At 65.9% G+C, this 14,989-nt stretch carries 9 protein-coding genes; all 9 read right to left on the bottom strand.

Going from position 1 to position 14,989, the window contains the following annotated elements; translation table 11 throughout:
• Positions 1–6: 6 nt before the first annotated feature.
• Complete coding sequence (locus G5C50_RS16450) at positions 7–987, bottom strand: hypothetical protein (protein WP_240907117.1); 981 nt, start codon at positions 985–987, stop codon at positions 7–9.
• An 80-nt stretch (positions 988–1,067) separates the two neighbouring features.
• Positions 1,068–3,380, bottom strand: coding sequence for a fibronectin type III domain-containing protein (locus G5C50_RS16455; protein WP_165071115.1), 2,313 nt, complete (start codon positions 3,378–3,380; stop codon positions 1,068–1,070).
• A 349-nt stretch (positions 3,381–3,729) separates the two neighbouring features.
• A complete protein-coding gene (locus tag G5C50_RS16460) occupies positions 3,730–4,608 on the bottom strand; it encodes an FkbM family methyltransferase (RefSeq protein ID WP_165071116.1) in 879 nt (292 codons plus the stop codon).
• Positions 4,609–4,681: 73 nt separating this feature from the next.
• Positions 4,682–6,010 (bottom strand): glycosyltransferase, encoded by a 1,329-nt coding sequence (locus G5C50_RS16465; protein ID WP_165071118.1) that lies wholly within the window; start codon positions 6,008–6,010, stop codon positions 4,682–4,684.
• A 9-nt stretch (positions 6,011–6,019) separates the two neighbouring features.
• Positions 6,020–6,970: an SDR family oxidoreductase gene (locus G5C50_RS16470; RefSeq protein ID WP_206107732.1), complete on the bottom strand. Its 951-nt coding sequence runs from the start codon at positions 6,968–6,970 to the stop codon at positions 6,020–6,022.
• Positions 6,971–6,981: 11 nt separating this feature from the next.
• Positions 6,982–7,860 (bottom strand): alpha/beta fold hydrolase, encoded by an 879-nt coding sequence (locus tag G5C50_RS16475; protein WP_165071120.1) that lies wholly within the window; start codon positions 7,858–7,860, stop codon positions 6,982–6,984.
• A gap of 18 nt (positions 7,861–7,878) precedes the next feature.
• Positions 7,879–9,489, bottom strand: a complete 1,611-nt coding sequence (locus G5C50_RS16480) for an alkaline phosphatase family protein (RefSeq protein WP_165071122.1) — start codon at positions 9,487–9,489, stop codon at positions 7,879–7,881.
• Positions 9,486–9,788 (bottom strand): acyl carrier protein, encoded by a 303-nt coding sequence (locus G5C50_RS16485; protein WP_165071123.1) that lies wholly within the window; start codon positions 9,786–9,788, stop codon positions 9,486–9,488. The genes G5C50_RS16480 and G5C50_RS16485 overlap by 4 nt, the downstream gene beginning before the upstream one ends.
• Positions 9,789–9,816: 28 nt before the next feature.
• Complete coding sequence (locus G5C50_RS16490; RefSeq protein ID WP_165071125.1) at positions 9,817–14,898, bottom strand: type I polyketide synthase; 5,082 nt, start codon at positions 14,896–14,898, stop codon at positions 9,817–9,819.
• Between the last annotated feature and the right edge of the window lie 91 nt (positions 14,899–14,989).

The raw sequence follows: 14,989 nt of genomic DNA on the forward strand, positions 1-14,989 counted from the left end.
GCTCTGTTAACGACCGGCTGTCAGCACCAGACGCATCGCCCCTCCCAGGAGCAGAGCCGTCCCGAAACGAACGGACGTCTCGACCGCCGCGAGCGAGCCGCAGGCCAAGGCCGACGTCGCCAGATTCGCCTGGCCGCGTCGCCATCCGCCGAGGGCCATGGCTAACCACCCAAGGACCGCGAACACCTCGACCTGGCGGAGCGCGAGCCAGGTCGTCGCCCGATACGTGCCCGGCGGCAGGAAAAGCGCGGCCGAGACGTCGACTTCCGGCGTCCGCAGCGCGAACACCAGCGCCGCCTGCACCGACAGGCCGATCACCCAAAAGACCTGGGCGGCAGCGCAGTCGTCCAGGGCCGCCGCAAAGCCGATCGGCCGTCCGGTCAACGCGGCGATCGCGCTGAGGAGAACGGCCGCGAGCACGGCTCGGATCGCCGGCGCTGCGGGCTCGATCACGAAGTCGTCGATGACCGCCAGGGTTTTCCAGAAACTCAATGTCGAACGCTGGTCGCGAATCGCCTTCTGAATTTGGCTGTCGGCCGTCTCACCCACGTTGCGAGACTCCGCACGGGCCGCCCCCTGCTCCACCGCCTGCCACAGTCCCAGCGATTTCACCCCAGAGAGCCAGAGCACCGCCTGCAAATCCAGGATGAGAACAGCCCAGATCAGCAGCAGCGGTGCAGCCCTCTTGCCGGGGCGGCGACGGCGGACAGGCTTGCCGCCTCCTTCAACCTGACGATCCCTCCCCGGACCTGGGAAATCCCAGGCGTCGGTCTCGCTGGTCCCTCTGGAGGGCTCAGCCGGGGAGACGTCCGGAACGACGTGAGCAGTTCCCTCGCTCCGAGCCGGCGTCGTCGACGCCGCCGAGAGTTCGGGGACGACCAGCCGAGGGCGATCTCGTCCCGGCGCATCGGCCGCCGAGGTCGGGTGTGGGTCCCCCCCGACTGAGCGCTCGACCACGGCCTTGCGTCGATCTCCAGTCGATGCCACGGCTTGATCTCCGATGTTCGGCGAGTTGTCACGAGCCGACCCGACTCGGCCCGCGCCCTCTCGGGCGCGGGCCGTAGAGATTACCGTCCCCGTGCAGACGCAGCACGTCCCCGACTCTTGCCTTCATCACTCGTCAAGACCTCGGCTGGGAGGACGCCCGAGACAACCAGGTCGACCCTCCGCACAAGCCTCGACAGCAAGACGTCCAGGGGAGAGGCCGGGGGCGTCGAGGGGGTTTTCGCTCGGAGTTGGGCCAGTTGCTCCTGGATCTCCAGCAGCCTGGCCTTCGCCGCAGCCGCATCCTTGGCGACCGCCGCGCTTCGCCCCTGCTCCAGGATCCCAGGAAGAGGCGCCGTCTCCTTGGAATGGGCCCAGTCATCGGCGACGAAGTCCAGCAGTTCCTTTCGGACGGACTCGAACGATGCGGGAGGGCCGAGATCCGGGATCATCTTGATATTGGAGGGGGGAGAGAGCTTCCCCTTCCGGTTCTTGGCCCGCACATAGTAGGCGTAAGTCCCCTTCGGCTTTATATTGCGGTCCTTGAAGCTCGGCGTCGTGGTGGTCCCGATCTCGACGAAGCCGCCGGGAACCGCGAAGACGCCGGGTTTCTCCCCCGGACGCATCGGATCCTCGTCGCCTTCCTGGACGGGTCCAAGACCCAGCAAGAAGCCAAGGTCGGTCTTGCGATAGGTCGACCGATACACGTGATACTCGGCCGCATCCTCCTGGGGAGCCCAGGAAACGAAGACATCGCCGCCGTGGCTCTCAGCCTCGACGTTCGCGGGGAGTGGCGGGGGCGAGGACGCGTCCTCAGCGTCCTCCTCGGGTTGGGCGTCCGCGGGAGGGGAATTCGATCCCACGCCGGCAGGCGTCGTCGAGACGTCGCCGGCCGGCGGTTTCAGCCCGCCGCCCGACCGCGCCGTCGGCGAGGCCGCCAACGCGATCCCCGACGTACTCGCGGTCTGTCCTGCCGTTCCGGCCAACCAGATTTCCGTCCCCTGAGAGTAATTCACCGTCCCGGCGAAGAGTCCTACCGGCGTCGACTCGAAAGTTCGAAGGCCGAAGTTGTACAGGTTGCCGAATCCGTTCCGGGTCAGCGGCGAGAAGGCGACGCCGTCTCGGCTCGTGAAGATGTCGAAGCCGAACTCGGGACGGAAGAACGCCGCGAGGGGCGTCGTCCTCAGCGACCAACTGTCGTCGTTGGTCCCCGCGTAGAGCATCCCTTCGTGCTCTTCCATGCGCCAGATGTGGGCGTTGAAGGGATTGCCGAAGCCGTCCGTCAGCCCGCTCAGCGGGAAGAGAAGCCGAGTGCCCGCCAACCGAGGGTTGCCGGCGATCAGTTCCCACGAGTCGTTGGGGTTGATTCGAATCAGTTCCGACGAAGGAAGCAGCGTCGAATACCACCCTGCACTTCCCACATACAGCCGCCCCTGGTAGGGACACATGCTGACGACCGACGTCATGACCGGACCTCGCCCGGCCCCTCCCGTCACCACGGGCGTTAAGGTATACGGGAGGTCCCCGCTCGCGTTCGTTTTGACGACCAGATAGCCCGTCGACTGATCGCCGGCCCCCAGGTAGAGGTAGTCGTTGAAGACCGACATCTCATAGACCTGAAGCGCGGGCGGAGTGATCTGGCGGAAGCTAGTGTATCCCGCACGCGGGTTTGCTGACTCCAGCACGAAACCATTGCCGGTCAGTCCCGTACTGGCCGTCACGTAGAATTTGTTCTTGTAGACTGCGGTCGCGCGGAAAGTGACGGCGTTCAGATCCCCCATCGGGATCGGCTCGATGACCTCGGAAGGCTGGCCCGACATCGGATCGTTCTGGACCGTGATGCGGAGGATCCGCGGCGGCGGGGTCCCAGGGTTGAATTCCCTCGCGGTGCAGCCGACGGCGTACAGAGCCTCCGTGCCGTCGGGCTCCGTGAACACGGCCATGTCGCGATAGCCGATGTCGTGGGCGAGCGTCGTCCCGGGGATGTAGTCCGACTGATAGATCATCGTCCACTGGCCGTTGGACGGCGAGTACCGCCAGATTTGCGCCCGCAGGTCCAGATCCGCGGGATTCAGCGGACACGGAACGTCTGGTTGGGCGAAGATGGCCTGGAGCGGAATCACGATGGGATAATAGAAGGCGATCGTCGCGTTCTCGACGCACTGGAAGTCACGATTGGTGCCGACGTACAGATTCCCTTTGAACCACCTCATGGACCAGGGATAGCTGTTGTGTCGGTCGCCGAATCCAGGCTGGCTGATCCGCGTGAAACCGGCCTGCGTGAGTTGGGCGGGACTCGCGCGAGTCACCGTGAGAAACGCAAGGGCGGCGAGACACCAGACGAGACGGCTTGGGAATGATCGTCGTACGAGGGCGGGACTTGCTGCGAATGGCATTGCGACCTCCTCGAGCCGCCTGGGAAGGGCCGCCTCCTGCGGTTGGGTCGCTCGGCTCGATCGACCAACGAATGGCTCGCGCTCCAACGTGGAGCTCGATTCACGGGCCGGGACCTCCATCGCCCCGACGGGTTCTACAGGGCCCACCGGCCTAGGCTGGTGGATCCCGGGGGAACAGATCAACCGTCGTCGACGTCGACGACTTCCAGCCGGCCATCCCCAGGCCGGCAAGTCTCCAAGTATGGAATCGCCGCTTGTTGCGAGGCTGTTCGACTGCGTGGATTCTGCTGCGTGGCGTCGCATCGTTCGACTCCCTCCCGCGGTCAGGCCATGGCGACTGGTCTTCAGGTCAGACCGTCATGGAATCCTCGGGTTTGGCATTCGCGCGGGACTGTCGACCCGATGAATCGTCCTGACGCCATCGGCGGGCGTAGAGCAGGGAGATCGGGGAACGCCGGTCCTCGTTCGTGCGGTCGATGGCGACGTCGTACCCTCGCTCCTCGAGCCACTCGGAGATCCCGTCCGCCCCGTCCTCCACGTCGTGAACCTCCACGACGAGCTGCTGAATCTTCGGCCAGTCCGCTTCGTCGACTCCTCGCAGCACGTCCCACTCGGCTCCTTCGACGTCGATCTTGAGGAGGTCGACTCGGTCGATCTTCTCGTCCGCGAGGATCCGAGAGACTCGCATCAGCCGACAGAGGCGTTCCTTCTTCCGCGATGCGTAATAGAGGAGCCCCCCGACGCCCCAGGAGCGGAGCCGATCGCGAAGCCCCTGCAACGGCCCCCGCCGCTCTCCTCCCGCCGTCTCGGACATGCCGATTAGAATGTCCTTCAAGTCCGCCCATCGCCGTTCCAGACGGTCAGGACACGACGTAGAAAAGCAGGGAAGGCGCGGATAGTAGGTGAAGACCACGTCACCCTCCTGATTGGAGAGGCCGACGTTCTTCAGGACGATTTTTCGGCCCAGGCTTGCGGTATTCCGTCGCAGCGCCTGGAAGATGTCGGGGATTGGCTCGAAGGCGTGGATCGTTACGTCGCGCAGCGTCTGGCCCACGAACAAGGAGAAGAGCCCGATGTTGGCGCCGACGTCCAGGACGACGTCCCCCTCGTGCAGTTCGATGCCGTTCTTCAGATAGACCTGCTTGTTGAAGATCTCGTCATAGAGCAGACGAGCTTCTCCCCGGCTGTGTCCCTGAATCACCATCCCGTTGGCCATTCGGATCCGCATCACGATCTCCTCATCGTCGCTTCGGTCCCCGGCCAGAACTGGCCGGCTTTCGCAAGTTCCCCGGGGTCGTGACTCAAGTGACCAGAGGCTCTGGGCTCCGGCGGGCGTTAGGCGATCGGAGCGCCAGCTCTTCCAGAAGCTCGGCGGCCCCGGCCGGTCCTGGATGCTCTGCCATGACTCGTGCGATGCGTCGGGCGTTCTGCCGGAAGCTCGGCTCGGCCAGCAGGTGCTCGACGGCGGCCCGAAGGCCCTCGGGAGTGCAGCGACGAGGCGTAAGCTTCAGCCCCGCGCCGGCTTCCATCACGCGGCGAGCGTTGTCCGGCTTGTCCCAATGGGTCGGTACGATGATCTGCGGGACGCCGAGCTGCAGCGCCGTGAGCACGGTTCCGGCCCCCCCTGTCGTGACGAGTCCCGCGCAACGAGGGAGCAGGTCGCTGTGGCTGACGAACCGCTCGACGCGGATGTTCGAGGCGATGGGTCCGAGTCCCAGTTCCTCAGGATCGCGCTGAGATCCCGTCGTCAGGATCACCTGCATCGGCAGACCTGCCAGGCCCTTGACGGCCGCACGCAGGACGACCGGGTCCTGATAGTGAGCCGTCCCTTCCGTGACGTGAACCCAGGGGACGTCGGTCGGGAGTTCATCGAGCCAGGGTGGGGGCGGAGCGTCCTCGGCCTTGTTCCAGACGCAAGGGCCGACGTAGCGGACGCTGGGCGGCAGATCCTGACGCCCGTAGTCGACCTCGCGGACGCTGGGGACCAGATAGAGCGGAACCTTGGCCATGTGGGCGTTGACCGAGCTGTCCATCGGCCGCAGTCCGTGCGAGGCGCGGACCTGGTTGACGTGCGTGCGCACGCCGACGGCGAGCACGTCGCCGAGCTTCGTGAAAGCCTTTGCCAACATCCGCGTGCGGAAATTCCGCGGCGACGGGAGCCCAGGGCCTCCCGGTGGGGCCTCCGGCCCAGGGATGAGGCACCCCATCAGCGTCGTGAGGATCGCCACGGGGACCTTCTGGGTCTCGTTCAGGACGACGATCGGCCCCCACATCCCGGTCTCGGTGACGATGACGTCGGGCTTCCATTCGTCGACGATCTCCTGGACGTCGGCGACCTGTTCATCGAGCGTGCCCGCCAGCCAATCGCGGAAGGCTCGAAGCAGCAAGCGAGGCGAATGCCAGCCCAGTCTGGCCTTGGTTTCGGCCGCCTGGACGGCCCTCCAGATCGGTTCCTCCTGAAGGTGATGGTACGGGAAGAGGATAACGCCCTGAGGCTCGACCACGGAGCGCGTGCTCTCGCTCGTGTAGAAGGCAACCTCGTGACCGCGTGCTTTGAGCGCCTTGGCGACGCTCATGAACGGGTTGATATGACCCACGAACGGCCAGACTGTGAACAGGTAGCGAGCCATCTCCCCCTCCTATTCCGCTTGGGCAGCCTCGCGGGCCGTTTCGACCACCGCCCCGTTCGTCCCGCGCCCCTTCGGGGCGGTCGGTACGGGTGCAGGCCGCACCCCCTTCGGGCCGTTCTTCACGCGGCGAAGCAGAGCGCCGAAATAGAGGCCGTCGAAGACCCTGGCCGGCAGCAACCCACGAAGGGCGATCGCAGCCGCGGCGGGCCTTCCGACCACGTACCGCATCTTGGGACGTCGGGTGGTCAACGCCTTGTGCACGGCCTGCGCGACATGCACCGGTCGGGTCTTGCGGGTCTCCACGAACTGGTCCGCCAACGCCTCGTGGTTGACGAACATCTCGTGGTAGGGGCTTTTCGGGTCGAGCGCGCCGGCCGCATTGCCGCGGTTGACCGACCATCGCGAGGTCTTGATGATCCCTGGCTCGATGAGGATTGAGCGAAGGCCGAAGGGCTGAATCTCCAGCGCCAGGGCCTCGGCGAACCCCTCCTGGGCGAACTTGGTCGAGCAGTAGGCGCTCAGGCCGAACGTCGCGATCTTCCCCCCCACGGAGGAGATCGTGATCACCCGCCCTCGGCCGGCGGCGCGCATATAGGGGAGCACGCGTTGGGTCACCGCCATGGTGCCGAACACGTTCGCCTCGTAGACGGCTCGGATCTCGTCCATCCGGAGATCCTCGAAGCACCCCCTCAAGCCAATCCCAGCATTGTTGATCAGTCCGAAAATCCCGCCGTTAGCGTCGGCGACCTCTTCGACGGCCTGTTCGACGCTCCGCTCGTCGGTCACGTCCAGTTGGACGACGTCGACCGCAACACCTCGGTCCTCCGCCGCCTGCAGCACCTCTCCGCGATGAAGGAGATCGCGCACGCCTGCGAAGACTCTGAAGCCGCGCTCGGCGAGGTAAAGGGACGTTTCCAGCCCCAAGCCCGTCGAGCTGCCGGTGACCAGGACGGTGTCCATGTGCGGGCTCCTCATACCGTCGCCTGCGCCGGGCGGGGAACGACGACATGACCGTTCTCCTCGGCGTGCGTGGGGGCCAGGGATTCGATCAGATGCGCCACGACCGCTTCCGGTTGCTCCAGCGGTCCGAAGTGGCCCCATTCGGTCGAGGGGAGCATGACCGACCGGGCGTTGGGGAGGTGCTCGAGCAAGTAATCGTGGCTTCCGAGAAACGCCGACTCTTCGGCGTAGATCAGGTGAACCAGGGCCTGAATCTTGGGGATGTTCTCCAGCGTCAGGTCGCCGACCTTCTCATAGTCGCTGACCAGCGGAGTGGTGTTCAGCACGCGCAGAAACCTCTCAGGGTTGCGCGGCAAGCCCTTCAGCGGCCCCCACTTCTTGGGGATGTCCATGCTCTTCCGGACCATGTACTCCAGGTCGCAGCGATGTTCCGGCGGGACCTCAACGCCCGAGCGTTCGAGCACTTGAGCCCAGTAGTCCCAGCCGATCCAGTCCTCACGAGTTCGAAGGTGGATCAAAGCCGGCAGCGCCGCCTCCACGGCCCCGATCTGTCGGACGCGGTCGGGGTTTCGGAAGGCGTAGTACAGCGCGATGTCGGCGCCGTAGCTATGCCCCACGAAATCGGCCCGCTCGATCTCCAGATGGTCCATCAGGCCTTTGAGGTCGCCGGCCATGTCGGTCGCCGAATAGCCGTCGGGAGGCATGTCGCTGTAGCCGTGCCCCCGAAGGTCGTAGGTCGTGATCCGATAGTGGTCCGAAAGCATGGGGACGATCTTCAGATGCCACACGGCGAGGTTGCCGGTGAGCCCATGGATCATCACCAGGTCGGGCCCTTGGCCGGCGCACTGGTAGTGGATCTTCAAACCGCTGGGTAGGGTCGCTTTCGGCATTCCATCCTCCGAAACCGGTTACTCGAGATACCCGAGGGCCGAGAGCCGCTTCAGGATCAGTTGCTCTTCTTGCTCGTCGAGGTCGGCGTCGGCGCCGACGGGTTCAAGAACGGCGGCGACCGAGGGTCGGACCCTGGCCGCAGCCTGACGACCCGGCGACCATCCTTGCTCGAGCGTCTGGAGGGGGAGACGCCCGGAGAAGTCGTCGGGGATCGGCAGCCCAAGGCTGTTCAACACGAACGGGGCGACGTCCAGGAGCGACATTTCCGCGACCGACTCGCCGCGACGAACGCCCGGCCCCTTCGCCATGAAGATCCCCTCGGGGTAGTGAGTCCCCGCGGGCTCCGGCCTCCTCCCCATGACGGAGTCCGCCCTGAGGATCGAAACCACGGCGACGTCTTCCAGCCAGATGGTCAGGTCGGGTCCCCAGGGCTCGAACGGACCGGCGAAGACGTCGTCCCGCTCCCAGACCTCGGCGACGACGGGACGACCGGTCTCCGGATGCCGGAGCGACTTGAGTTCGGAGACGAGTTCGGATCGGAATCGATGATAGTCCTCGTCGGGGACGCCGCCAGGCGCGTCGGCCGAGCGTCGGACGATGTGAATCCCCTGGCTGCTGGGAGTCGCGCAGTAGGCCCGCGTCTTCTCCCAGTCCATCTCGTAGACGTGACGGGCGATCTGGTTGATCCCGACCTGGTGGTTCGCATCGGGCCGGGCTCCCCGGTCGCCGACCCAGGCCAGGTGCCCCTGCCGTTCAAGCCAGGTGTTGACGTTGAAGATGTCCGAGGTCGGGCCGAATCCGTGGTCGGATGCGAAAAGGACCGTCGCGTCGGACCCAGCGGCCCCGACGATCTCCGCGATCAGGCCGTCCAACTCGCGGAAGTAGTTCAGGCAGGCCGCGCGGACGTCTGCCTCCCAGGGCGTCGGACTCGCCGGGAAGAGCGCCGGGTCGAGGAACCGCCAGCAGAGATGCTGGAGCTTGTCCACGCCGTCGAAGAGGATCGCGCTGAAGTCCGCGGGTTCCTCCTTCATGAGGAACAGGAGGATCTCGGTCCATCTCCGCTCCCGCCGAGTGTGCAGCGAGATCCAGTCGAGGTATTCCTCGGCGGCGCAGCCTTCGAGGACCTTCTCTTCCAAGGCCATGTCGTGGGAGAGTTCGCGTGGATTGAAGGAAGGAAGGGCTTTCAGTCGATCGAAGAGCCCCGTCGGTCGGCAACCCAGTCGCAACTGTCGCCAGGGCATCCACCCGCCGGGAACGAGGCAGCCCTCGAACGCCGGCGGGGGGAACATGAGGGGGAAGTTCAGGACGTTGCTCCGCAGTCCGTGGTCGCCGGCCATCGACCAGATCGTCGCCGCCTGGACGTCGTGCGAGGAGGAGAAGCGGAAATACCGACTGTCCGGAGTCTCCTTCTGAAAGAAGTCGAAAACGCCGTGCTCGCCCGGGCGCTTGCCGGTCATCAACGACGTCCAGGCCGGCGGCGTGAGGGGAGGGACGACCGAGCGCAGGGTCGCCCGCACGCCATCGGCGGCGAGATCGCGAAGGAAGGGCGTCACCCCGTCGGCCATCAGCCGATCGAGCACCTTGAAGGTCGCCCCGTCGAGCCCAATGAGAATCGTCTTCGGCTTCACGCCACGCCTCCAGGCGCCGCGGCCTTCTGTTGCCGGCAGATCAGGTCCACCAACTCGCCGATGGTGACGTCGCGCTGATCGGCGTCCTGTTTGCCCAGTTCCGCGAGGAACTCGGAAAACGGAAGCTGGCCATATCGCTCCTGGAGTTCCGACCCGAGGATCACCAGGTCGAGCGAGTCCATCGCCAGGTCGCCGAGGAGGCGCGTTTCGGCGGTGATTTCGCCCGAGTATTCCCAGTCGGCCGACAGCTCAGTCATCAGGGTGAGCACTTCGTCCAGAATCCGCTGGTGTATCGACATCAGGATCGCTCCTCTGGTGTTCGGGCCGTCATCGCATCTCCGGGTCGGGTCCCGCCGTCTGCATTTCCGCCGAGCCGATTCCCTGGCAAAGAGTCGTCGCGACCACCGATCGGCCGTGGCGGGCCGTGAAGACCACCAACGGCTCCTCCGCAAGCCGAGGGTGGTCCCCGGCCAGTCGGTCGCCCAGCCGGACGAGCACCGCCTCAGCTTCCTCGGCCACGCCGGCGACCGAGACCGATCGGGACTCGTCGGTCGCCTCTTTCCCAAGGGCCTTTGCGACGGCCTTCTTGGCGCACCGGCATCGGAATCGCCATTCGTCCAGGCGATCGAGCGGTCCGTCGAGGAGCAAGTGAAGCTCCTCGGCTGTCAGGTTCGGTTCGAGGGCCTCGTCGCGGCGAGGTCTCAGCGATTCAGCGTGGATTCCAAGGAAGGAGCCGGCGTTATCCACGGACCTCCCCGGCGCTGGGAGGATTCCAGCCAGGGCGACCGTCAGATGCGTGTCGAGCGAGATCGACACCACCAGTTCCCCGTCCAGTTCTCCTTCCCAAGGGCCGCCGACGCCAAGCCGGCCGCGATCGTCGACGCGGATTTCGATGTCGGCCAGCGGCGGCTCCAGCCCGAGATGCGTCCGAAGCAGGTCGCGGGCCGCTTCCTTCGCGGCGGTGCGTCCGGCGAGCCACTCGACCTGCCGCCTTTCAGGGCCGACAAGCCGCCGAAACTCCTCGCGCTCCGCCCGACAAAGGACCTGATGAGCCCAGACCCGACGCCAGAGCCCGAGATCGGGAGGAAGGACCGAGCCGAGCCTTCGGCAGGCGAACGACCGCGCGCTTGGAAACGACTCGACCGGCTCGGGCCAGGGCTCGGAGATGTCTCTCCGCGCCGGCAGGATGAGCGCCTGGAACGTATCGGGGAGATCGAACCGCCAGTCTTCCCAGCCTCGAATCCGAACCAGCGGCCGGCCGTCGGCCGCGGCGACGTCGATGTCCGATCGAACGCGCCGCTCCCCCTCCAGCTTGATCGTCGCCTCACAGGGGAGAAGGTCTCCCGCCTGGGGCGAAGGTCCGAAGAGCTCGAGCGATTCCAGGCCCGATGGAAAGATCACCTTTCCGGAGGTCAGTCGCTCAGCCGTCCAGAACCCGATGACCTGACCGGCCGCATCGAGCAGGATCGGGTCCAGGGCGAAATCCGGCTCAGGACGACCGGCGATCATGCCATCGAAGGGAAGGACTCGAAGCGTCGCCGCCGATCCACCATCGGCGACGCGGTCGACGGACGCCACTCCTCGCCAGGCCGGTCCGTGGAACATGACGTCGGAGTAGAGACTCTCCGTCCGCAGCCGCGAAGCTCGGCCGCCGATCGATGTCGTCGCGTCCCGAGGGGACGGCGACGGATACGCTCCAGCCAGGATCACTGTCGCCTCGATCGAAGGGCTGAGTGCGGGGGCGTCGGAGCGTCGGTCCTCCGAGAGGTTGCGAAGCTGGACGACGACCCGGTCCTCCGTTCCCGGCTGCCGGCGCGCCGTCACCTGCAATTCCTGCGGCCCCTCGTCGAACGCGATCCAGCGGAACGCTCGCAGGTTCCGGAATCCGACGACCTTCTGCCCCGGGGCCACGAAAGCCGCAGCCTCGGCCATGACTTCCATGCTCATGGTCAATGGCATCACGGGCAGGCCCAGCAGGTCTGGATCGGCTATCGAGACGTCGCGTCCCAGCGTGTGGTCGCGAAGGAATAGATCTGTCGCCGGATCGAAGACGCGGCGGGCGACGATCTCCTCGCCCGGAGTTCCGGCGAGGACTGAACCGAGCAGCGGAAAGGCCGTCTTGCCGCGGGGTCGAGGCTGCTCCATCGGCCTGGACGACTCGGACCTGGCGGGAGCTCGACTGCCGTCGTCCTGAGGCTCACGGACGTCGAGAAACTCGTTCATGGTCTGGAGGAAGTCCTCGACCATCGAAGACGACTGCTGGCCGACGAGGGCCTCTCGAGCCCGGCCGACGGGTCGCCTCGACGACGCATCGGTCGTCGCGTTCGCGTACGGAGCGGCGTTCGTCGACGGTATGTCTTGCACGACATTCGCCGACGGCTCGGCGGCCTCGGACTTTTCGGCCGGCGCTGCTTCTCCCCCGGCTGACACGACTGCGGCTACGGCGTCGGGGAGATGGTGCGGGGGAACAGGCGGGCGTGTGGACTCGGGCGATTCAGCCCGAAGCCGACCAGCGAACTCGGAGGAGACCCGCATGGCCGGAAATCCCGTGACGAGCTTCATCGCGGCCCGCGGAGACCGGCTCGGAACCGATCGCTTCGACTCCTCGACTCGCTTGACGTCCCGACGCTTGTAGAGGAAACCCAGGTCAAGGTCCACGCCCTGCGCGCTCAGGATCGCGACGAGGTGGTTGAGTTGAAGGATCCCTGAGCGTCGTGGGACGTTCGCGGGCACAGCGCAAAACCGACGGCCGCGGAGAATGTCCTCGACGAACGAACTGAGATTCCCGCGAGGACCGACCTCGACGAAGATCCGCACCCCGTCCTCATAGAGAGTCTCGACGGTCTTGCGGAATTCGACCGGCATCAGCCAGTGGTCGACCATCAGCTTGCGGATCTCATCCGGATCCTCCGGATAATGAGCGGCCGTGGTGCATGAATAGATCGGGACCTTGGCCGGGAGGATCTGCGCCTCGTCGAAGATCTGCTTCAAGTGGTCGACGTAAGGGGCGAACAGGGGCGTGTGGTAGGCACGGTCGAAATTGAGCGCTTCGCACATGAGACCCTGCTGCTTCACAATCGCCAGGGCCCGCTCGGACACCTCGTCTCCCCCGACCAGGACGGCCTGATGAGGGCAGTTGTCCATGGCCACGTAGATCTCACCCCCAGCCTCCTTGCCAATGGCCTCGACCCGCTCTCGATCGGCTCCAACCGCGAGGAGCACGGCCCGGGGCACGCCGGCGCGAGAGGCCTCCTCATAGTTCTTGTAGAGCTTTAAGCTCAGCTCGGAGAACTCTTCCTTGTCTGGGTCGAAGATGCCTGCGGCGCGGAGGGCCGAGAACTCGCCCGTGCTGTGACCAACGATCACGTCCGGCCGAAGCCCCAGTCCCTTCATGAGCGTCAACTGGGCCTGGTTGGCTGTCAGGACGGCTTCAACGGCCCCCGCGATCTCCCAGAGACGCTCCTCCACCCGGCTTTCGCCGCGGGCGTGCCCAGGCCTCGGGAAGATATGGTCGCTTGGGACGTAGCCGCGAGGGTGATCGTAGTAGACTCGGTCGATCTGGTCGAAGCACTCACGGACCTCGGGGAAATGGAGGCAGAGGTCGGCCAGCATGTTTGGGTACTGCGACCCTTCGCCGGGGAACAGGAAAGCAAGCTTCCCCTCGCGGGCCATCGGCTCGGAATTGTAGTAGATCCCCGAACCGTCACGGATCTGACGACAGCCGCCGGGGGCTGACAGCTTCTTCTCGGCTCGGCCGAGTTTGTCCTTCAGATCGACTGCCGAGGAGGCCACGATCGCCAGGCGGCTGGGCGTGGGCTCTCCGGAGGTCGTCAGGTCGGTATTGAGCGAGAAGGCGAGGTCGGCGATACGCGTGGACTCCGCCGGGATGTCGCCATCGGTCCCCAGACGGGTCATCAGGTGGCGGACGACCTCGATCAAGGCGGCGGGCGAGTCTGCCCCCAGGATGCAGACCTCAGCCTCCCATTGCGGGATGTGACGAGAGAGGTCTTTGCCTGGCACCGACTCCTGGACGTATTCCTCCAGCACGGCGTGCGCATTGATGCCGCCGAAGCCGAAGGCGTTCACGCCCGCTCGCCGAGGCTCGGCCGCTCCCTGGATCCAGGGCCGCACCTCGGAGTTGAGGTAGAAGGGAGTCTTCTCGAGTTCCAGTTTCGGGTTAGGCTTCTCGCAATGCAGCGTCGGGGGGAGAACCTTGTGATAGAGCGAGAGAGCGGACTTGATGATCCCGGCCACCCCAGCCGCTGGGATGGTGTGGCTGATCATCGACTTGACCGTCCCCAGGGCGCATCGGGCGAGATCCCCGTCGCGGGCGCCGAAGACTCGGGAGAGAGCCTGAACCTCGACCACGTCGCCTACGGGCGTGCCGGTACCGTGGGCCTCGATTAGCCCGACCGTGCTGGGTGAAATCCCGGCCGCATCATACGCGCGACGTAGCGCGAGTTCCTCTCCCTCGACGCGAGGCGCCATCACGCTGAGGCCCCGTCCGTCGCTGGCCACTCCCACCGAGCGGACGACCGCGTAGATCCGATCGCCGTCGCGTTCCGCGTCGCGGAGCCGTTTCAGCACGACCATGCCGATCCCCTCGCCCAGCAGAGTACCGTCGGCTTCTTCGCCGAAGGGGCTGATCCTCTGGCGTCGAGAGAGAGCGCCGAGCTGGCAAAAGATGCTGAGCGTGGGCATCGGGATCCAGACCTGGGATCCCCCGGCCAACGCGACGTCGCACTCGCCGCTCGTCAGGGATTGCATCGCATGCCGAACCGCGACCAGCGACGACGCGCAGGCGGCGTCGACGGTATAGCTCGGGCCCATCAGGTCGAGTCGATTGGCGATCCGCCCGACGATGATGTTCGGGACCAGGCCGGGCATCGTTTCCGGGTTGAACGGCGGCAGCGCCCTCTTCAACTCAACGCGGAGGGCCTGCAACTGCTCGTCGGTGTACTCGGGTCGCAGCGTCTTGAGGATCTCCAGCGTCTGGTTCACGACCAGTCCGTGCTGGACTGCGATCGCGTTGCCGCCGTTGAGGTACGTCCCCTTGCCGAGGATCACGGCCGTTTTGCGCCGGACCGCTTCATCCATCTGGAGACAGCCGGCGTCGGCCAGGGCGTCGCGGGCCAGTTGAAGCGACAACCACTGGTCGGGCTCGCCGCCGACGGCGATGGGCGGAATGCCGTGAGAGAGCGGGTCGAAGGCCGCCAGCGACCCAAGATACCCCCCCCGCTTGCAGTAGACGCGGTCACCGTCCTGCGAGTCGGGATCGAAGTATTGCTCGGTCTCGCGTGCCTCCGGGGGAGGATCCGACACGGCGTCGACCTTGCCGAGGATGTTTCGCCAGAACGCATCCAGCCCGTTGGCCCCAGGGAAGAGGCACGACATCCCAATGATGGCCACCGCGTCCGACGCTCCTTTCGCATCGCCCTGGATGAGCGGCGAACCGGACCGGCGTGGGAGCCGGGTCCTCCCCGTCGGGTCGGAGTCTTGC

Source organism: Paludisphaera rhizosphaerae, from assembly GCF_011065895.1.
GTDB lineage: Bacteria > Planctomycetota > Planctomycetia > Isosphaerales > Isosphaeraceae > Paludisphaera > Paludisphaera rhizosphaerae.

Coding starts and splice junctions, on each gene's coding strand:
- G5C50_RS16455 (WP_165071115.1), bottom strand. CDS start 3,380: ATGCCATTCGCAGCAAGTCCCGCCCTCGTACGACGATCATTCCCAAGC.
- G5C50_RS16460 (WP_165071116.1), bottom strand. CDS start 4,608: ATGCGGATCCGAATGGCCAACGGGATGGTGATTCAGGGACACAGCCGG.
- G5C50_RS16465 (WP_165071118.1), bottom strand. CDS start 6,010: ATGGCTCGCTACCTGTTCACAGTCTGGCCGTTCGTGGGTCATATCAAC.
- G5C50_RS16470 (WP_206107732.1), bottom strand. CDS start 6,970: ATGGACACCGTCCTGGTCACCGGCAGCTCGACGGGCTTGGGGCTGGAA.
- G5C50_RS16475 (WP_165071120.1), bottom strand. CDS start 7,860: ATGCCGAAAGCGACCCTACCCAGCGGTTTGAAGATCCACTACCAGTGC.
- G5C50_RS16485 (WP_165071123.1), bottom strand. CDS start 9,788: ATGTCGATACACCAGCGGATTCTGGACGAAGTGCTCACCCTGATGACT.